Annotated in this window: 18 protein-coding genes; 11 read left to right on the top strand and 7 right to left on the bottom strand. The window is 40.0% G+C overall.

Translation table 11 applies throughout. The annotated features are described in order from the left end of the window. The first annotated feature begins 60 nt into the window (after positions 1-60). The 5 genes from O1D97_RS10675 to folA all read left to right on the top strand — a co-directional run bounded on the left by O1D97_RS10675 (position 61) and on the right by folA (position 5,140). Positions 61-564, top strand: a complete 504-nt coding sequence (locus tag O1D97_RS10675) for an RNA pyrophosphohydrolase (RefSeq protein WP_269125468.1) — start codon at positions 61-63, stop codon at positions 562-564. Positions 565-584: 20 nt separating this feature from the next. Continuing rightward, the gene (gene ptsP / locus O1D97_RS10670; protein ID WP_269125466.1) at positions 585-2,876 is read left to right on the top strand and encodes a phosphoenolpyruvate--protein phosphotransferase; all 2,292 of its coding nucleotides are present in this window, start codon (positions 585-587) and stop codon (positions 2,874-2,876) included. A 27-nt stretch (positions 2,877-2,903) separates the two neighbouring features. Next, positions 2,904-3,698, top strand: coding sequence for a prolipoprotein diacylglyceryl transferase (gene lgt, locus O1D97_RS10665; RefSeq protein ID WP_269125464.1), 795 nt, complete (start codon positions 2,904-2,906; stop codon positions 3,696-3,698). 68 nt (positions 3,699-3,766) lie between these two features. Beyond that, positions 3,767-4,600 (top strand): thymidylate synthase, encoded by an 834-nt coding sequence (locus O1D97_RS10660; protein ID WP_269125462.1) that lies wholly within the window; start codon positions 3,767-3,769, stop codon positions 4,598-4,600. A 27-nt stretch (positions 4,601-4,627) separates the two neighbouring features. Next, positions 4,628-5,140, top strand: a complete 513-nt coding sequence (folA, locus tag O1D97_RS10655) for a type 3 dihydrofolate reductase (RefSeq protein ID WP_269125460.1) — start codon at positions 4,628-4,630, stop codon at positions 5,138-5,140. Positions 5,141-5,235: 95 nt separating this feature from the next. Here folA and O1D97_RS10650 read toward each other — a convergent pair whose 3' ends face one another. The 3 genes from O1D97_RS10650 to ilvD all read right to left on the bottom strand — a co-directional run bounded on the left by O1D97_RS10650 (position 5,236) and on the right by ilvD (position 9,300). Continuing rightward, entirely contained in the window at positions 5,236-6,471 is a 1,236-nt protein-coding gene (locus O1D97_RS10650) for a PAS domain-containing protein (protein WP_269125458.1), read from the bottom strand. A gap of 33 nt (positions 6,472-6,504) precedes the next feature. Beyond that, positions 6,505-7,344, bottom strand: coding sequence for a 23S rRNA (adenine(2030)-N(6))-methyltransferase RlmJ (locus O1D97_RS10645; RefSeq protein ID WP_269125456.1), 840 nt, complete (start codon positions 7,342-7,344; stop codon positions 6,505-6,507). Between the two features lie 111 nt (positions 7,345-7,455). Further along, complete coding sequence (ilvD, locus tag O1D97_RS10640) at positions 7,456-9,300, bottom strand: dihydroxy-acid dehydratase (protein ID WP_269125454.1); 1,845 nt, start codon at positions 9,298-9,300, stop codon at positions 7,456-7,458. A 161-nt stretch (positions 9,301-9,461) separates the two neighbouring features. Here ilvD and O1D97_RS10635 point away from each other — a divergent pair, with 161 nt between their 5' ends. Further along, on the top strand, positions 9,462-10,655 hold the full coding sequence (locus tag O1D97_RS10635) for an EAL and HDOD domain-containing protein (protein WP_269125452.1): 1,194 nt from the start codon (positions 9,462-9,464) through the stop codon (positions 10,653-10,655). Positions 10,656-11,136: 481 nt separating this feature from the next. Here the strand turns inward: O1D97_RS10635 and fdxA are convergent, their stop codons facing one another. The 3 genes from fdxA to O1D97_RS10620 form a co-directional block, all read right to left on the bottom strand. Then, the gene (gene fdxA / locus O1D97_RS10630) at positions 11,137-11,460 is read right to left on the bottom strand and encodes a ferredoxin FdxA (RefSeq protein WP_269125450.1); all 324 of its coding nucleotides are present in this window, start codon (positions 11,458-11,460) and stop codon (positions 11,137-11,139) included. Between the two features lie 127 nt (positions 11,461-11,587). Then, entirely contained in the window at positions 11,588-14,197 is a 2,610-nt protein-coding gene (gene mutS / locus O1D97_RS10625) for a DNA mismatch repair protein MutS (RefSeq protein WP_269125624.1), read from the bottom strand. A gap of 231 nt (positions 14,198-14,428) precedes the next feature. Next, complete coding sequence (locus O1D97_RS10620) at positions 14,429-15,073, bottom strand: hypothetical protein (protein WP_269125448.1); 645 nt, start codon at positions 15,071-15,073, stop codon at positions 14,429-14,431. A gap of 156 nt (positions 15,074-15,229) precedes the next feature. On the opposite strand from O1D97_RS10620, the gene O1D97_RS10615 reads away from it, so the two are divergent. The 5 genes from O1D97_RS10615 (at position 15,230) to O1D97_RS10595 (ending at position 19,034) form a co-directional block, all read left to right on the top strand. Next, the gene (locus O1D97_RS10615) at positions 15,230-15,610 is read left to right on the top strand and encodes a helix-turn-helix domain-containing protein (protein WP_269125446.1); all 381 of its coding nucleotides are present in this window, start codon (positions 15,230-15,232) and stop codon (positions 15,608-15,610) included. Between the two features lie 85 nt (positions 15,611-15,695). Then, positions 15,696-16,184 (top strand): CinA family protein, encoded by a 489-nt coding sequence (locus O1D97_RS10610; protein WP_269125444.1) that lies wholly within the window; start codon positions 15,696-15,698, stop codon positions 16,182-16,184. A gap of 95 nt (positions 16,185-16,279) precedes the next feature. Further along, a complete protein-coding gene (gene recA, locus O1D97_RS10605) occupies positions 16,280-17,332 on the top strand; it encodes a recombinase RecA (RefSeq protein ID WP_269125442.1) in 1,053 nt (350 codons plus the stop codon). A gap of 155 nt (positions 17,333-17,487) precedes the next feature. Further along, positions 17,488-17,964 (top strand): hypothetical protein, encoded by a 477-nt coding sequence (locus O1D97_RS10600; RefSeq protein WP_269125440.1) that lies wholly within the window; start codon positions 17,488-17,490, stop codon positions 17,962-17,964. Further along, positions 17,961-19,034 (top strand): hypothetical protein, encoded by a 1,074-nt coding sequence (locus tag O1D97_RS10595; RefSeq protein ID WP_269125438.1) that lies wholly within the window; start codon positions 17,961-17,963, stop codon positions 19,032-19,034. Before O1D97_RS10600 ends, O1D97_RS10595 begins: the two co-directional genes overlap by 4 nt. Before the next feature lie 35 nt (positions 19,035-19,069). Here O1D97_RS10595 and O1D97_RS10590 read toward each other — a convergent pair whose 3' ends face one another. Continuing rightward, positions 19,070-19,525 (bottom strand): regulatory protein RecX, encoded by a 456-nt coding sequence (locus O1D97_RS10590; protein ID WP_269125436.1) that lies wholly within the window; start codon positions 19,523-19,525, stop codon positions 19,070-19,072. Positions 19,526-19,629: the final 104 nt, after the last annotated feature.

The following is a 19,629-nucleotide window of genomic DNA, read 5'->3' as shown; positions in this document are numbered from 1 at the left end:
AAGCTTAGTGAATTATGGAACAATGAATTCAATTATTTTTTACTTTTAAGGTAGTATCTCGTGATTGATACAGACGGATATAGGCCGAATGTAGGCATCATATTGATGAACGAGCGAGGTCAACTTTTATGGGCGCGACGGATAGGTCAAAATGCATGGCAATTCCCTCAGGGTGGCATCAAAAATGATGAAACGGCTGAAGACGCCCTATTTCGAGAGTTGAAAGAAGAAGTTGGCTTAGAGCCTCATCAAGTTGAAATCGTTGGAAAAACACGTGGCTGGCTAAGGTATCGATTACCAAAGCGAATGTTACGTCATAATAGTAAACCTCTGTGTATCGGACAAAAGCAAAAGTGGTTTTTGCTCTCAATACGATGTCCAGATGCCGCTGTATGTGTGGATGGAACAGATTGCCCTGAGTTTGATGGATGGCGTTGGGTTAGTTATTGGTATCCTCTTGGGCAAGTTGTTGCTTTTAAAAAGGATGTTTACCGCCGTGCATTGAAAGAATTAATCCCTAATGCTCATAGATGGTTAGATAAGATTGATAGGTCGGTGGCTTGATATTAAATAAAAGGAGAACCATGCTAAGTTTGTTAAGACGCATTACTCAGGAAGTAGCCGCGGCGGAATCTCTGTCGGCCGCACTGGATATCATTGTTCGTCGAGTTCGTCGAACAATGCGTGCGGAAGTATGTTCTGTTTACCTTGTTGATCCAAACTCCAAAGAATATTTATTAATGGCGACAAGAGGCTTAAATGCTGAAGTAGCAGGTAGCGCCAGTTTAAAGCCTGACGAAGGATTGGTCAGTCTTGTTGGACGACGGGCTGAGCCGGTCAACTTAGAAGACGCACAAAAGCACCCTTCGTTTCATTTTTTAAAAGGAACAGGTGAGGAACGTTATAAATCCTTTCTAGGTGTGCCAATTATTCACCATCGAGAAGTACTCGGTGTTTTAGTTGTTCAGCATGAAGAAAAACGTCGCTTTGATGAAAGTGAAGAGGCTTTCTTAATTACCTTATCGGCTCAGTTGGCAAGTATTATTGCCCATGCTGAAGCGACAGGTGCTATGACGGTTTTTAATAAGTCACAGGACATAACGCACTCTGACTTACGCTATAAAGGGATACCTGGCAGTTCCGGTGTCGCTATTGGAACAGGGGTTGTGGTTTATCCTCCTGCTGACCTAAATGCCATACCGGATAGAGTGGCTGATGATCCTGAGAAAGAGATTGCCGATTTTCGGGAAGCCTTAGAAGGTGCTCGAAAAGATATCCGTCAAGCAAGTAGTCGTCTTAGTCAGCACCTTTCTTCTGACGAAAGAGAATTGTTTGATGTCTATTTAAGAATGCTTGATGACAACATGATCGCTTCTGAAATAGAAACTAAAATTAAAGCAGGTAATTGGGCTCAAGGTGCGCTGCGTCAGGTATTTTTATCTCATATTGCTCAATTTAATATGATGGATGACCCGTATTTACGAGAAAGAGCAACCGACATTCGTGATCTAGGGAGTCGAATTCTTTCACACCTACAAGAAAGTGCCCCAAGTGCTGCGAATCGCTTTTCGGAGCCGTCTATTGTCATTGGTGAAGAACTAACGGCTTCCATGCTGGGTGAAATCCCTTTAGATAAAATTAAAGGTTTGGTGTCTGTCAGGGGATCAGGTAACTCTCATGTGGCCATTCTAGCCAGAGCAATGGGAATACCGACGGTAATGGGAGCAATGGATTTACCTTATGCTCAGCTTGATAAAAAAAGCATGATCATAGATGGATATTCGGGGAAGATATTTACCAATCCATCAGAGAGAATGATTGAAAGCTATCAGCAAGTTGTTGATGAGCAAAAAGTATTGGAAGAAGAATTTCTGGTATTAAAAGATTTGCCTTGTGAGACTAAAGACGGCCATCGCATGTCCTTATTTGTTAATACTGGCTTATCGGCTGATATTGGTCTCTCTCTTGATCGTGGAGCTGAAGGTATCGGTTTATACCGGACCGAAGTGCCGTTTATGGTTCGAGAGCGCTTTCCAACCGAAAAGGAACAAGAGTATATCTATCGTAAGCAGTTAGAGGGCTTTGCTCCGGCACCTGTAACGATGAGGACCTTGGATATTGGTGGCGACAAAGCCTTACCTTACTTTTCTATTAAAGAAGAAAACCCATTTCTTGGTTGGCGTGGTATTCGTGTCACACTGGATCATACGGAAATTTTTCTTGGGCAAATCCGAGCTATGATTAAGGCCAGTTCTGGACTTCATAATTTGAAAATTATGTTGCCTATGATTTCTAATGTGGCTGAAGTTGAAGAAGCTCAATCCTTGATCCGACGTTCTTTTATGGAAGTCAAAGAAGAGGGTTATGATGTTCAAATGCCGCAGATAGGTGTGATGATCGAAGTTCCGGCCGCTGTTTATCAAGTTAAGGCTTTGGCATCTATCGTCGATTTTATGTCTGTGGGCAGCAATGATTTAACCCAATATTTACTGGCCGTTGACCGTAATAATCCACGAGTGGCCGATTTATACAGCCCTTTTCACCCTGCCGTATTAAGAGCATTACTGAATATTGTTATTGATGTGAAACATGAGGGCATTAGCTTAAGTGTTTGTGGCGAAATGGCGGGTGATCCGATGGGAGCGATCTTATTAATGGCGATGGGGTATGACACCTTATCAATGAGTTCCACGAGTTTACCCAAAGTAAAGGCTGTGATACGCAATATTAATGTAGAACAAGCAAATGACATGTTAGAGCAAGTAATGACGTTGGTGCATGCGGATGCCGTTACTCAAACAATGACACGTCTTATGAGAGAAGCGGATATTGAACGCTTGGTGAAACCAAGTAAGAGCAATCAATCTGAACACTAGTCGTTTTTTATTTAAAGGTTAAACAGAATGATTGATTACCCAAATATTGATCCCGTTGCGGTTTCACTTGGCCCCATTTCGGTTCATTGGTATGGAATAATGTATCTAATTGGCTTCGCTGGAGCTTACCTGTTGGGGGCTTACAAAGCTAAGTATTCGAATGGGACGTGGACAAAAGATCAAATCAGCGATGTCATTTTTTACGGCGCTATGGGCGTTATTCTTGGTGGTCGGATCGGCTATGTGTTTTTCTATCAATTTGATGGATTAATACGAGATCCTTTGAGTTTATTTCGTATCTGGGAAGGGGGTATGTCTTTCCATGGAGGATTGTTAGGGGTGATCGTCGCCATGTGGCTATTCGGTCGTCGCTATAAGAAGCACCCTATTGATGTGACGGATTTCATTGCTCCTTTGGTGCCTATTGGATTAGGTGCTGGACGCATTGGTAATTTCATTGGTGGTGAACTTTGGGGCAAAGCAACGGATGTCTCTTGGGGGATGGTGTTCCCTAATGATCCTAGTCAATTAGTACGCCACCCATCTCAGCTGTATCAGTTTGCTTTAGAGGGCGTAGCTCTTTTTGCAATCCTTTGGCTTTTTTCTCAAAAGAAAAGGCCGAGATACTGCGTTTCAGGGGCATTTTTACTCTTTTATGGTCTGTTTCGAATTGTGGTAGAATTCTTCCGCCAACCGGACGCCCATATTGGATACTTAGCATTTGGCTGGCTAACACAAGGTCAACTTTTATCCTTACCTATGGTCTTAGGCGGTATAGGATTGATTGTGTATAGCTATAAAGCCATGGCTTCTAATAAATAAGCATGTCTTAGTAATTGATAAAAATGCTAGAATTGCGGGCATTTTTATACAGAGTATTGGGTAATTTTATGATTCCTTATCTACAACTCTTGCAAGATGTTTTGGACAATGGACAGTTTAAAGGTGATCGTACTGGCACAGGAACTTACAGTGTTTTCGGTCGTCAAGTTCGTTATGATTTGCAAGCTGGTTTTCCATTATTAACAACCAAAAAGTTGCATGTACGCAGTATCCTACATGAGCTTTTGTGGTTCTTAAGTGGCGACACGAATATTCGTTATTTGAAAGAAAATGGCGTAAGTATTTGGGATGAATGGGCAACGCAAGAAGGCGAGCTGGGCCCTGTTTATGGGGCGCAATGGCGTCAATGGAAAGGTGAAGATGGCAAGACCTATGATCAAGTGGCTACATTGGTTGAAGGATTGAAGAAGAATCCTTCAAGTCGACGACATATCATTAATGGTTGGAATGTGGCTTGCTTACCTGATGAGACCAAAAAACCTTGGGAGAACGCGGCCGCAGGTTTAATGGCTTTGCCTCCATGTCATGTGCTATATCAGTTTTATGTTTGTAATGGGAAGCTGAGTGCTTCTCTTTATATTCGTAGCAATGATTTGTTTTTGGGCAATCCTTATAATACGGCTTCACTGGCCTTTTTGACTCATATGTTAGCTCAACAATGTGATTTAGAGGCAGGGGAGATCGTTATTTCCATCGGTGATTGTCATTTATACGCGAACCATTTAGAGCAAGCAAAATTACAACTTGAAAGAACGCCTACGGCCTTACCTAAGTTGAATATTTTACGTAAGCCTGATTCTATTTTTGATTATCGTTTTGAAGATTTTGAAGTGGTTGGCTATGAGCCACAAGGTCACATTTCGGCTCCTATTGCGATTTAAATAATACAAAAATATAAGAGATAAACTATGTTGTCTTTAATTGTTGCGATGGCTGAAAATCGAGTCATTGGAAGAAATAATGCCTTACCTTGGCACTTGCCAAATGATTTACAATATTTTAAACGCGTTACTATGGGGAAGCCTATCATCATGGGACGTAAGACGTTTGAATCTATTGGACGTCCCTTACCTGGTAGACGTAATATAGTGATCAGTCGTCAGAAGAATTTGCAATTTGACGGTGTAGACTGTGTAAGCTCGTTAGAGGAAGCCATTACTCTAGGTGAAAACATCGCTTTTGTTGAAGGCCATGAAGAAGTTATGGTGATAGGAGGCGCTCAAATCTATCAAAGCATTTTGCCTATGGTGGATCGACTCTATATCACTCATGTTCACTCTAATGTGGAGGGAGATGCATTTTTTCCTCACGTGTCTTGGTCGTTATTCCAAGAAGTTGCCCGAGAAGATTTTTCGGCTCAAGAGCCAAACCCTTATAATTACAGTTTTGTTGTCTATGATAGGTTAGCTGCGGACAATTGATATGCTGCCCATGAATCTGAATGACTAAAAACAACAATGCCGTTAGCCATCGCTAGTGGCATTGTTGTTTTCAGATGTGTGTATTAAAAATAATCTTAATTGAGAGCAATCTTTAGGTGCGAAATAGCACAGGATTCGACAGCCAAATTAGCACTTTCTGCCAGTTCTTCTATTGTGTCGCCATCTTCAGGGAATATGGCAACTCCGGCACAGAATTGTAATTCTCTTTTTACTCCTTCAGGCAGATCAAGAGTGAGATTCGTTTCGGGCTCGACAATGTTAGAAATGAATTTTAAAGCATCTTTCTCACTCGTATTTGGTAAGAGTAACAATAGTTTTTCAGGCTCTACTCTAGCGAGCACATCGGCTTCTCGAATATGATTGTAAATATATTGGCTGGACGTACGTATGGCATCATTTTTAGCTTGATTAGATAATCCTTCTAAACAGTTTTCTGCCCCAATATTGATCTTAACCATGACAAGAGGAGTATACTGACGTTTTGCCAACCCTAACTGCTTTTTGAAGTGTGAAATAGCCGCATCACGATTTAAAAGACCTGTTAGTTCATCGTATGTTGCTTGATTTCGTAAATGCTCTTCTAAGGCTTTACGAGAACTGATGTCCTCCATAAAACCAATGATTTTTGCTATTTTACCTTTACTGTCTCTTGAGTAGGTGCGGCCTCTTTCTTTGACCCACATATAAGATCCATCGCCTTTTAAAATGCGATATTCAGCTTCGTAATAATTGCCATTTTGTGCAACATGTTCTGTTACTAGGTTCTTTAATCGCAATACATCATCAGGATGAACAAGTCTATGCCATTCTTCAGTGGACTGTGGGGAGTCAATTGGTTGGCATCCGAGCAATATTGAAATGGATTCGGAGCAAACGACAAGGTCACCTTCTGTTTCCCATAACCAAAGACCTGTAGAAGACTCAGTAAGAGCAAATTTTAATAAGGTGTTTTCCGCGGATGAAAGGTCCATGTAATCGGTACTATAGACGCAGGTAAGATAATGTTCATCATCAATGGATTGGAACCCTAATTCAGAAGTGATGGAGATATCGCCGATTTGAATTTTTTCTTGGCAACGGTCTATGTTACCCATGTCTATTTCATTGGATAACCAATTCCAATTATCTTGCTCAGAAGAGGAGGCGCTAAGCGCTAGCCAGTGCTCCGGAGGAGGTACAATTTGATTTGCAAATAATGCTCTAAACCCTTGATTTGAACCTACAATATTGCCACTGACACGTTCAATAATAAACGCAGGTGTTGGCATAAAATCAAACGCAGATTTGAATATATCGTTTGCATTTTGCATATCACCTCTCCTCTTCTTATCAAAATTTAATCGTTATTCAGGTGTAATACAACGAACTTGAAATCCAGCTTCACCATCTTCACCTAGAAGTGTTGTTAATGTCGGCAGATATTGTTCTGCTTCCACCTGAAGTGTCCAGGGTGGATTTACAATAATCATACCACTACCGTTCATGCCTTTATCTGCATTTGCATTACGAATAAGTAGCTCTACCAATAGTATATTTCTAATTCCCGTATGTTTCACTGCGTTAATTAAACTGTCAGCTTGTTGACGAGAAAGAACAGGATACCATATTGCATAGGTTCCAGACGAAAAACGTTTATGTCCATCACAAAGAGCATCCACTACCGTCTGATAATCATTTTTGACTTCGTATGGTGGGTCCATTAATACAAAACCACGTTTTTGAGGGGGAAGCGTGGCTTTAACGGCCGCAAACCCATCACCTTTTTGAACATTTGCTTTACGCTTGTGTGGGAATAGGCTTGCTAGAATAGGAAAGTCATTAGGATGCAGTTCACATAAATGCATTTTGTCTTTTAGACGTTGGTAATGCGCAACCACTTTTGGGCTGCCTGGATAGGTGAGTAAAGCACCATTTGGGTTCATCGATTTTACTAATTTCACGAAATTCGCAACAGGCTCTGGTAAGTTTTTCTGGGCTACGAGTTTGGCAATACCAGACTCAAATTCTTTGTTTTTCTGAGCTTGATCGGATTCTAGAGAGTATTCACCAATACCTGCATGAGTATCTAAATAGAAAAAAGGTGCTTCTTTTTTAGTGAAGTGTTGGCAGATTTGGCTCACAATAATGTGCTTTAAAATATCAGCATGATTGCCTGCATGGTAAATATGGCGGTAACTCAGCATAGAATTCCTTGGTATATGAAGTTTGAACACAGAGCATTTGTGAATAATAAAAAGCCGCTTCGAGGTGATTATAGTCTCTTGGCGGCTTTTTGGGTGCTCAATTTTTAAAAGCTATTTTAGTAAAGACGTGTCTCTTACGGCACCTTTATCTGCACTCGTTGCAAAGTGAGCATAGACTTTCAGAGATGTCGTTACTTTTCTTGGGCGATGTTTTACGGGTTTCCAAGCAAGATCCCCTTTTTCTTCCATTATAACGCGACGAGCGGCCAGCTCTTCATCTGAAAGCAAAACGTTAATCGTACGGTTCGGAATATCAATTCTAATGATATCGCCAGACTCAATTAAGCCAATGGCTCCGCCAGACGCCGCTTCAGGAGATACATGGCCAATAGATAAACCGGAAGTCCCTCCAGAGAATCTACCATCTGTTAATAAAGCACAGGCTTTGCCTAGACCTTTAGACTTAATGTATGACGTAGGGTACAGCATTTCTTGCATACCAGGGCCACCTTTAGGGCCTTCGTAGCGAACAATGACCACTTCACCCGCTTTCACTTTATCTTCAAGGACGTTACTTACGGCTTCGTCTTGAGACTCAGTGATATGTGCAGGGCCTTCGAAAACAAGGCAAGACTCATCAACTCCAGCGCTTTTCACTACACAACCGTCTAAGGCAATATTTCCATAAAGAACCGCTAAGCCACCTTCAAGAGAAAAGGCATTTTCAATTGAACGAATACAGCCATCTTGGCGATCTCCATCAACAGATGGCCAACGAGTAGACTGACTAAATGCTGTTTGAGTTGGTATGCCTGCTGGGCCTGCACGGAAAAATTCTAAAATTTCAGGCGTTGGGTTACGCATGATATCCCATTTGTCTAATGCTTCTGACATAGTACCACTGTGGACAGTATGTACATGACTGTTTAATAGCCCTGCACGATCGAGTTCACCCAATAAGCCGAAGATACCGCCTGCACGATGCACATCTTCAACGTGATATTTTGGCGAGTTCGGCGCGACTTTACAAAGTTGCGGAATTTTACGGGAAAGTCGATCGATATCTTTTAAAGTAAAATCAATTTCTGCTTCTTGAGCCATCGCTAGCAGGTGAAGAATCGTGTTGGTTGAACCACCCATTGCAATATCAAGTGCCATCGCATTTTCGAATGCTTCAAAAGAGGCAATAGAACGTGGTGCTAAATGCAGCTCATCATTCTCGTAATAACGTTTTGTAATATCAACAATACGGTGTCCAGCTTCTTTAAACAGACGTTCGCGGTCAGAGTGTGTTGCTAATGTCGTTCCGTTTCCTGGAAGACTGAGACCAAGCGCTTCGGTTAAGCAGTTCATAGAGTTTGCAGTAAACATGCCTGAACAAGAACCGCATGTAGGGCATGCAGAACGTTCATAGGCCGCTACTTTTTCATCTGACGCTTCTGAGTCAGCGGCAATCACCATGGCATCAACAAGGTCTAACTTATTTTCAGAAAGCTTAGTTTTACCTGCTTCCATTGGTCCACCAGAGACAAAAATAACCGGAATGTTGAGGCGAAGGGCTGCCATTAGCATTCCCGGCGTGATTTTGTCACAGTTTGAAATGCATACTAGCGCATCGGCACAATGTGCATTTACCATGTATTCAACTGAGTCTGCGATTAAATCTCGGGAAGGTAGGCTATAAAGCATACCATCGTGTCCCATAGCAATACCGTCATCAACAGCAATGGTATTGAATTCTTTTGCCACTCCACCAGCGGCTTCAATTTCACGGGCAACAAGCTGCCCCATGTCTTTTAAATGCACATGTCCTGGAACGAATTGAGTAAATGAGTTCGCTACAGCAATAATTGGCTTGTGAAAATCTTCATCTGTCATCCCTGTTGCGCGCCATAAAGCACGAGCACCAGCCATATTTCGACCTGAAGTAGTAGTTTTTGAACGATATATCGGCATTGCTAACCCCACATTGATTTTACTTTTGTAATTTTGTTATGTTATCAAGTTTATTCTCAACACCCAATTGCAATTTTTGTTGTTTCTAACTTCATTAATAAGTAACGTTGTCATAAAGAGTAAGTTATGACGCATTTTATTTACAAATATTGAGTTCTAGTATGAATGTCACGATAGCACGACAACCTATTTTTACAACGAAACAAACTATAATGGGCTACGAACTATTATATAGAAGAGACTTAGATGCCTTGGATGCAGAGTTGTTTGATGACGTTAGTGCGACGGCCCAGGTGATCTCTGGGAGTTTATTAGAAATTGGCATGACCAATATGGTTGGTGAAAGTAAAGCGTTTATTAATTTCCCACGAGCGTATTTATTGAACCCAAGTGGTGTGCCATTAGATAAAAATCAAGTTGTTATTGAGGTACTGGAAAACTCTGGTTTCGATGCTTTGTTATTGGCATCCTTAAGGAAATGGGTGAAAGCCGGTTATAAATTGGCCTTGGATGATTTTGAGTATGAAGCTAAGTTGTTACCATTTGTTGAATTGGCAACCTATATAAAACTGGATTTACAAGAATTAGGCCGGGATAAGTTTATGCAGCAAATGGAGGCTTTAAAAACATTTGATGTCAAAATTGTCGCTGAAAAAATCGAAACCTGGGAAGAATTTAATTTTTGTGAAGTGCTAGGTGTCGATTATTACCAAGGGTATTTTTTTGAACGTCCAGAAATTGTGACTAAAAAAGCCACTAAAGTAAACAGTATGACATTATTACAGCTAATGGCAGAGCTGTTGAAAGGCGACAATCTCAACGTAAATGAATTAGAGTCTATTGTTAGTCGTGATATTGGGCTAGTTCATAAATTATTGAAATTCCTCAATTCCCCTATCACAGGGTTGTCCGCTAATGTCGACTCTGTTCGCTTGGCGATTGTATTAGTTGGTGTTGATCAATTGAAATCACTAACTAATTTATTGCTGATGTCTGAATTGGTGGGGGATCGACATGTTTTGTTAGAAGCTATTTTATTACGAGCAAAACATGCCGAGTTAATATCAATAAAGTTAGGGCATGAACACAATGAGACATACTTCTTAGCCGGGATGCTGAGTATGATGGATGCTTGTGTGGGAATTAGCTTGCCTGAAGTATTGAAACAGCTCCCATTACCTCGTGAGTTTATCAATGCGATCATTGAACGTAGTGGTAATGTTGGCAACGTGCTGGATATGGTAGAGCAGTTTGGTAAAGGCCATAAGGTGACAAGTACTGTCTCAATTGAAGATTTAAAGTCTACTTATGTTGAATCGCTTGAGTGGGTGGATGATTTTCTTTCAAGAGTTTAATGTGATTTTGTAGGATACTACCTACAAGCTATGTAGGTCATTGTTGTTTGTTATGTGCGACTTTCTCTCTGAACCCTGTAAAATTAACTTATCTAATTGAATTTAAACAATTTTATTTTAATTTTGTCTGCCTTCTTCTTTCTTGCATAGTTTAAAAAGCCTGTTATTCTGAATGCATCTAAACGGAGTCTTACGGATTGAGGAAGTACATGATGTACTTAAAACAGGATGTTTTTAGGATAGGACTTGCTTGAAAACGGATTAGTAATGTCATGGATGATACAAACGGAATTGGAAGACTTATCGGATTAAGTCATGTACTTGGATGTTTAGATATTATGGATGATCATAAAATGGAATTTATACTCATCGGATGAGTCGTTTACAGGAATGTTGACGATAAAAAAGGACGACCTTTGGTCGTCCTTTTTGTATTTTTATGTATAAGAAAGAGGGAGTAGGCTCCCCCATTTCATTTTGATTAACGCTCTAGGTGTTCTAGTTTATCTTCAACACCATCCCATTTTGCTGCATCAGCAAGTGGATCTTTTCTTTCGGTAATGTTTGGCCATACCAAAGAGAGTTCTTGGTTTAGCTCAACAAACACTTCTTGATCTTCTGGTAGCTCATCTTCAGAAAATATTGCATTCGCAGGACATTCTGGTTCACATAATGCGCAATCGATACACTCATCAGGGTTGATGGCCAAAAAATTAGGGCCCTCATAAAAACAATCTACAGGGCAAACTTCTACGCAGTCGGTATATTTACAACGAATGCAATTGTCAGTAACGATGAAAGCCATCAGACTTCTCCTTTATAAAACAGCAAGATTAATTACTGTATATTCTAGTTGTTTAGGCGCTTTCGCAGCAAGAACAATAAGCATATAAAATTAATGTATACTTCATTGATCTAGCTTATATACATGTTCAAACCAGTTCTTTTAATTTATATAATAAATTTAAAGCCTCTAAAGGCGTTATCGTATTCAAATCAATTGCCTTTAAGGAATCCTCTAACTCATCATTACGAGAATTGCTAAACAAATCAGTTTGTATAGGATTGTCTATTAATGCTTTTTTCTGAGAGAGCTTTTTACCTGACGAGGATTTGATTGATGGTGTACTTTCCTTTACGAAAGCATCATGAGCGCTTTGGCTATGCTGTTCTAATTCAGATAATTTAAGCTTAGCTTCATTAATGACTTTTTTAGGAACCCCTGCTAACTGAGCTACCTGAAGACCATAACTTTGGCTGGCTGGTCCTTCATGAACCTGGTGCATAAAGACAATTGAGTCTTCATGCTCTGTGGCGGTGAGGTGGACATTAGTGGCATTGTTTAATTCATCGGCCAGTTGAGTGAGTTCGAAATAGTGTGTGGCGAATAAAACATAGCAGTGAATGTGGTTTGCCAAGTATTCCACGGCAGACCAAGCAAGCGATAGACCATCAAAGGTGCTGGTTCCTCTACCAACTTCATCCATCAAGACTAAGCTGTTGGCACTAGCATTGTTGAGTATGTTCGCTGTTTCTGTCATTTCAACCATGAAGGTTGAACGTCCTCCCGCTAAATCATCAGAGGACCCCATACGAGTAAAAATCCGATCGACTAAAGTCAATGTTGTCGCTTCAGCAGGTACAAAAGAGCCTGTATGGGCCAAAAGAGTGATTAAGGCGACTTGTCTCATGTAAGTCGATTTACCGCCCATGTTAGGACCTGTAATCATTAATAAAGAACGGTTTTGATCCATATACAGATCATTAGGAATAAAGGGTTCTGTAATTACTGATTCAACAACAGGGTGACGACCTTGTTTAATCTCAATCTTATTGTCATTATTTAACGTGGGTCTTGCGTAATTCAGCTTATTCGCTCGCTCAGCGAAATTGGCTAATACATCTAATTCTGCCAGTGCTTGGCTGGTGGATTGCAAGGAGCTTAGTAAAGTATTGAGTGTATCTAATAGTGTTTCGTATAGTTGCTTTTCTCTTGCTAGGGCTTTTGATTTAGCGCTTAACGCCTTATCTTCAAAGGCTTTGAGTTTTGGAGTGATAAAGCGTTCCGCGTTCTTTAATGTCTGGCGACGGATATACTCTACAGGCGCTTGTTCTGAATGCAGTCGGCTGATTTCAATGTAATAGCCATGAACACGATTAAATCCTACTTTTAAGGAGCTAATGCCTGTTTTTTCTTTTTCTGAACGCTCCATTTCCGCTAAAAAGTCGGTTGCGTTTGAAGAAAGCGCCATTAATTCATCTAATTCGCTGTCGTACCCTTTATCAAAAATACCACCATCTCGAATCACGGCTGGTGGGTTATCAACTAACGCGGTCTCTAATTCCGCGGCCATGGCATTCTGTTCTTCGATACGAGTATTGATGTCGATTAAACGGTGAGAAGACAAGGCACTTAATTGTTTTTTTAAAGAGGGTAGTGCGTTTAAGGCGAGACCGAGCCGGACAAGGTCTCTTGGGCGTGCTGATTTGAGACCAATACGAGATAGGATACGTTCAAGATCTCCTATGTCCTTTAACGTTTGCTTAAAATCTTCAATAAGCTGTGATGTTTTGAGTTCTTCAATAACATCTTGGCGATGGGTGATCTCAACAATATCTCGAATCGGTTGGTGTAGCCAACGTTTGAGTAAGCGGCTACCCATTGGTGTAGAGCAGCGGTCTAACACGGACGTTAGTGTATTGCTTGTACTTCCTGTTAGGTTTATGTCGATTTCAAGATTGCGACGTGTAGCCCCATCAATTAAGACACAGTTGTCTCTTTGCTCTACGGTAATAGTACGAATATGAGGCAGTTCAGACCTTTGAGTGTCTTTTGCGTATTGTAGTAAGGCTCCCGCAGAAGCAATGGCGGCCTTGAGTTCTTCACATCCAAAACCAGATAGGTCTTTAGTATTAAATTGTTGAATCAGTTGGCGATAACTTGAGTCGTAATCAAAGTGCCAAGGACCCAGCTCCCTTATCCCTTTCTCTAATTGGATCAATTTTGTATAGGGAAAATCTTCTGAGAGCAGTATTTCCGTCGGAGTTAATCTTTGTAATTCGCTGCTTAATGCTTCCTCTCCTTCGACTTCAAATAAACAAAATCGACCGCTGGCCATGTCTAAATAGGAGAAGCCGAAAACGGATGATCCTTTACGGTTTTCATGCGCCAAGGACAGAAGCAGGTTTTCTTTTCTTTCTTCTAGAAACGCTTCATCACTTAGTGTTCCAGGAGTTACTATACGAGCTACTTGTCTATCTACAGGTCCTTTGCTGGTGGCTGGGTCGCCAACTTGTTCACAGACAACGACAGACTCTCCCATTCTCACGAGTCTCGCGATGTAATTCTCTGCGGCGTGAAAAGGAATCCCTGCCATAGGGATAGGTTTACCTCCTGAATGGCCGCGACTTGTTAGCGTAATATCTAACAGACGTGCGGCCTTTTTAGCATCATCGTAAAAAATCTCATAAAAATCCCCCATTCGATAAAATAAGAGTTGTGTTGGATGTTGCGATTTAAGGCCAAAATATTGGCGCATCATTGGAGTGTGGGGTTGGGATGAATCGTTATCTTTCACGGTTTTTATTGGCCTGAAATGGTTGGTAACACAAGATTGAATAAGCGGCTGTCATCTAAAAGTCTAAAAAATGGTCAGTAAAAAAAGCAGCAACAGTAAACCTCAAGAGTAACAAATCTAACTCTAATAAAACAATTTCTCTTCCTAATTTGACAGAAGAAATACAGATGTTAAACCTTCGCTGTCGATCGGCAGCTATCTAGAGCGTGTTGAGTAGCTAAAAAATGCGTCCAATACGTTCGTTGCTATTACTAATGCGCTGCCTTTAATGGGGGGCTGTAATAAAGATAAGCAGGGTGAAATTACTTTTATTAATAGGTCGTCCTCGCTTTTTAGCTCTTCCAGTAATGTGCTGAAAAGCCAAGGTTGGTAGGGACAGCCATGGATTGCAGGTGGCCAGTAGAGAATCTTGTCTTCAAAGGAATATATATCTTCACCGGAGTTGTTTACTTGTTTTAGCTCAAAGGTATTCTCGTGATTTAAAGGCGTTTCGCCGAAGTGTACGTGCAGTAAGGGGGCTGTGTTTTTAATCTGGCCGCTGCACATACCGGCGCCATAGAGGCTGATTTGTATACTTAAGTGAAAGGTGTGTTGTGGATATTGAGAATAGATGATTGGCAATGAAAGGTATGTGCTTTCATAAAACCAGTGAGAGGCGTTTTCTTTATCGGAATAATCCCAACTTAAGGCCTTTCTGAGGAGCGCTTTTTGAAAAGACTGTTGGATATGTTTTGAAAGTAATCGCTCTAGCTGTTGAGTAAGGTCATTTATATGGTTGCCCACTTCTTGGAGGGATCGCATTGCATGATGTAGGGAAGTTTCAATTGGAAAGGTGTCCATGATTAATATCCTTATTATATGAATTTAGACTTCTTGTCTAAAATACTCCTTATCGGTCTTTATTGTATTTTTTACTCTAATAAGGATGTTCTTTCAAGAGTGAAAAACCTCCAAACTTCCATTTATTGATAGTTTTGTTTTATCTAAGTGGAAATGATGTCAAAAATTTCAGTAACAGACATAGATGCTACCGTGGGTCGTCGTATTCAATTAAGACGTAAAGAGTTGCGCATCAGTGCTGCCAGTTTGTCTGAAAAAATAGGCATCTCTCAACAACAACTATCTCGATATGAAAGAGGCGTTAACAAAATAAATGTCAGTCATCTTTTTCATATTTCTGTCTTTTTGGAATCACCGATTTCATGGTTTTTCTTAGATTGCGAAGTGGAAGAAGCCTTTCAAATTTCAAATCAAACTGCTCCTTATATTGCTATGCAAGATGCGGACTTACAAACTAGACTACAGCAAGTATGGACAACGCTCTCTAGAGATCAGCAGCGTAAACTGATTGCTTTATTAGATGCCTTTTCTATCTAATCGCTTCTTAGTAAAGCTTAGGTTGTTTTTTTTAAAGTATATCTGGTAGCCTTCAAGAATAAATTATTTTCCTGTTAGGTCTTGCGTGATTATATCAACTGAAATTAAACGTCTTGTTAGTGCTCTCTCCGAAAGGCTTATAGAGAAAGAATATCAATTGGCGACGGCTGAATCCTGTACAGGAGGGTTAATTGGTGCCGCTTGTACTGAACAAGAGGGAAGCTCGGCTTGGTTTCAATGTGCGTTAGTGACCTATTCAAATGAGTCTAAACAGAGGCTGCTTGGTGTTCAGGCAGATACTTTACTCAGTTATGGTGCTGTCTCCAGAGAGACAGTGTCGGAAATGTGTGTAGGTGCATTAAATCAAGAGGTAGATGTGGTCGTTTCTGTGAGTGGCATCGCTGGTCCTGGTGGCGCGACTGAGGGGAAACCGGTTGGTACAGTTTATATTGGTTGGCAAAAGAAAGGGTCACCTTCTACCATAAATCGTTTTAATTTTGATGGTGATCGCTCTGAAGTCAGGGAAAAAGCCACCACTGAAGCGCTAAAAGGATTAATTAAATTACTCGAATAAATAATACTGTTTTTTTATACAGTGTTTCTTGAGTTGGTTTAAAAAACAAGGTAGAGTTCGTCTCATACATTTATGGATTTCTAGAAGGTTTTATTATGTCATCAACAGCTGATAACAAGAAAAAAGCATTAGACGCTGCACTAACTCAGATTGAGCGTCAATTCGGTAAAGGTGCCATCATGAAAATGGGTGAAGGTGCTCGTCTTAATATAGAAACAGTATCTACTGGCTCTTTAGGATTGGATATTGCTTTAGGTGCTGGTGGTTTACCTTATGGAAGAATCTGTGAAATATATGGGCCAGAGTCTTCAGGTAAAACAACGCTCACTTTAAGTGTTATTGCGGAAGCTCAGAAGCAAGGGAAAACCTGTGCCTTTATTGATGCTGAACATGCATTAGACCCTAATTATGCTGAGAAATTAGGGGTTAATATTAACGACTTGCTGATTTCACAACCTGATACAGGTGAACAAGCACTTGAGATCGTTGATATGTTGGTTAGGTCGAACAGCGTTGATGTGATTATTGTCGATTCCGTAGCCGCCTTAGTACCTAAATCAGAAATTGAAGGCGAAATGGGGGATTCCTCTGTCGGTGTTCAGGCGCGCTTATTATCTCAAGCTATGAGAAAACTGACAGGGTCTATTAAACATGCGAATTGCTTAGTTGTTTTTATAAACCAAATTCGTATGAAAATCGGTGTGATGTTTGGTTCTCCTGAAACCACAACTGGCGGTAACGCGCTGAAGTTTTATAGTTCTGTACGTCTAGATATTCGTCGGATTGGTTCTGTCAAGCAGGGCGATGAGGTTGTTGGTAATGAAACTCGGGTTAAAGTAGTCAAAAACAAAATCGCACCACCTTTTAAACAAGCTGAATTCCAAATTATGTACGGTGCTGGGATTTACCGTATGGGTGAAATTATTGATCTTGGTGTAAAACAAGGTTTTGTCGATAAAGCGGGTGCTTGGTACGCTTATGGTGGTAGTAAAATAGGTCAAGGTAAAGCCAATGCGGCTCAATACTTGACCGATAACCCGGTAATAGCGCAAGAAATTGAAGCCAAAATTCGCGCTGAATTACTGGCGGCCCCAGCACCGAAAGAAGATAAAAATGACAGCGAGAAAAAAGATTTATTAGACGCTTAAACCTATTTAAAAGCCGTTTCATTCATATAAAGCAGACAAGCAATTGTCTGCTTTTTTTATGTGACGTTTTGTGAGTAAATGATTTTATTAAAAACGTATTTTGGAATGTATGATATCTTTTAAGTAACACAATTTTTTGGTGAATGACTACGGTTATGTTTTTAATCGACCTCGTTATCGGGCTGTTTATACTTTTCGTTTGTTTGTCTATTACAAGCGTTGCTGGATACTTATATTTAAAACGACGCCAAGACAATCATAATGATGAAGTGGACGCAGGAAAAGCAGGTTCTGAAACTCTTGCTTTGGCCGATAATCTTATTTTAGAAACATTTAAATTGGAGTGGCTAAGTATTGTCGAAAGTCAGAAGCTTGTTTGCGTAGAGCTTATTGAGCAAAGGACTAAGGAGAAGAAGGATTCTGACTTTACTTTATTGTTATGCTGGAAAACGTTTTTAGACATTGAGTATGAGACCATTGAACAGGGCGTTCCTTACACTGATATTGAATCTTATTTAGATGTTTTTCAAACATTAGTAAACAAAGTTGATAAAGCGTTAGAAATAGAGTCTCTTCAAAAAAACCTCCAAGAACAAAAAAAATATTGGCCGAAGCGAAAAAAGCCAATATGAACTCTGCTGATGCTCTGTCTCATAGTTTAGATACTAGTGCAAAGCTGAAACTTGCTTTGGATACATTTCAGTTGAAAGTCATGCATGAGGCGGATCTGGATGTTGATTTGGCAAAAGTCAGAGAACAAATAGCGCGTATTTCTTCAGTTCGAGATGCGGTGCAAAATAAGCTGGATGAAATGGACAGTGAGTCAGACCTTGAGCCTATTGGCCATTTAGAGCTGTTTTTAAACTCTATGGAGAGCCCTCCCTTTCTTGAGTCAATGGAAAGTGAGTTAGCAGAGAAAGTGTCTGATTTAAAAAGAATTGCAAGTGAGCAATTGAAAACAATTCAAATGCTGCAGAAAGAAAACAAGGAAATGAAACTTGGGGAAGTGAATCAAAGACTCCATTCTGGAAATGATGTGCTTATTGTTCGGCTGGAGAAAATATTACTCGATCAAAATCGATCCGTAAAAACGTTAGAAAATAAGTTGAATAGTCTTCACACTATTCGTCATAACCTAAATATTGATCTGACTAAAAAGGAAGAGGTGATCGATTACAAAGGTAAGGTGTTAGAAGAGCGTTCTGACTCATCAGATGCCATCGTTAATATGAAGGGTTTGATAGAGCGTAAGCATGAAACGATGCAATCTATGGAGGACTTATTACACTCGATCCCTTTAACGGTAGAGTCGGATGAATATTCAACAGAGCAAGGGAAAAGGCTGAGTGAGTTAAGATTAATGGTGTCTGAGTCTGAGCTATATGTAGAAATGTTAGAAAGAGATTTGGATAGTGTTCATGAAAAAAGAGAGCAATATGAGTTAATATTGTCTCAACAAAATGAAGATGGGCTTGCTCAAAATGGAGGTGATCCGCAGGCGTATTCTGAAAGTTTAAGTCGATTACAAGTACTTGAAAAAGAAGCTAGTGAACTTCAGTTAACTTTGACAACGAATTTAGATGCAATAAGTCGTGTTAAAAAGATGACGACTGAGATTGATGAAATGGAAGAAAAAATTGAAGCTGTAACAGCGAAGTATGTTGAGTTGGAAGAGAAGTATTTAACAACACTTATTATGTGATTTTGTCACACTAGCTTGAAACGTGCGTCTATATACTAAGTTTCTTGGTCGCTCATGGCATATTTGATTTGCTCAAATGTAAACCCTCTTGATTGCATAAACCTTTGTAGTTTCGCCCTTTCTGTAAAAGACAAGTGTTGGTGATTTAATTGCCTTTTATTTTTCACTTTAAGCGCTAATTCAAACCAGTCTATCTCGGACTGGCTTAGCGCATTAGCAATATCTTCTGTGTTTATCCCTTTAATTTTTAGTTCTTGACGAACTCTTATTTCCCCAATTCCTTTAGAGGACTTACTACGAGCGTATATTTCAGCAAAGCGGCGGTCATTAACATAGTTATGATCTTTTAAAAGTGCTAACACTTCTTCGATTAATTCAATATCTTCAGAGTATTCCCATAGTTTTGTTGTTAGTTCTTTAGTGCTGTGTTCTCTATAGGACAGTTTTCTAAGGGCTATATCATAGAGAGAGTGCATTGCATTTTTAGTCATTTTTGGTCAGGTGTATAAATAAAAAACATGATAGCACCAATAAGAAAATACGACGAAGTATAAAATAGTTTATTATTCTTTAATAACTAAATAATTAAGTTTAT

The organism is Marinomonas phaeophyticola (genome assembly GCF_026966905.1).
GTDB classification, from domain to species: Bacteria; Pseudomonadota; Gammaproteobacteria; order Pseudomonadales; family Marinomonadaceae; genus Marinomonas; species Marinomonas phaeophyticola.
Note: the sequence above shows the minus strand (reverse complement) of the source record. Positions and strands in the feature narration are given on the sequence as shown.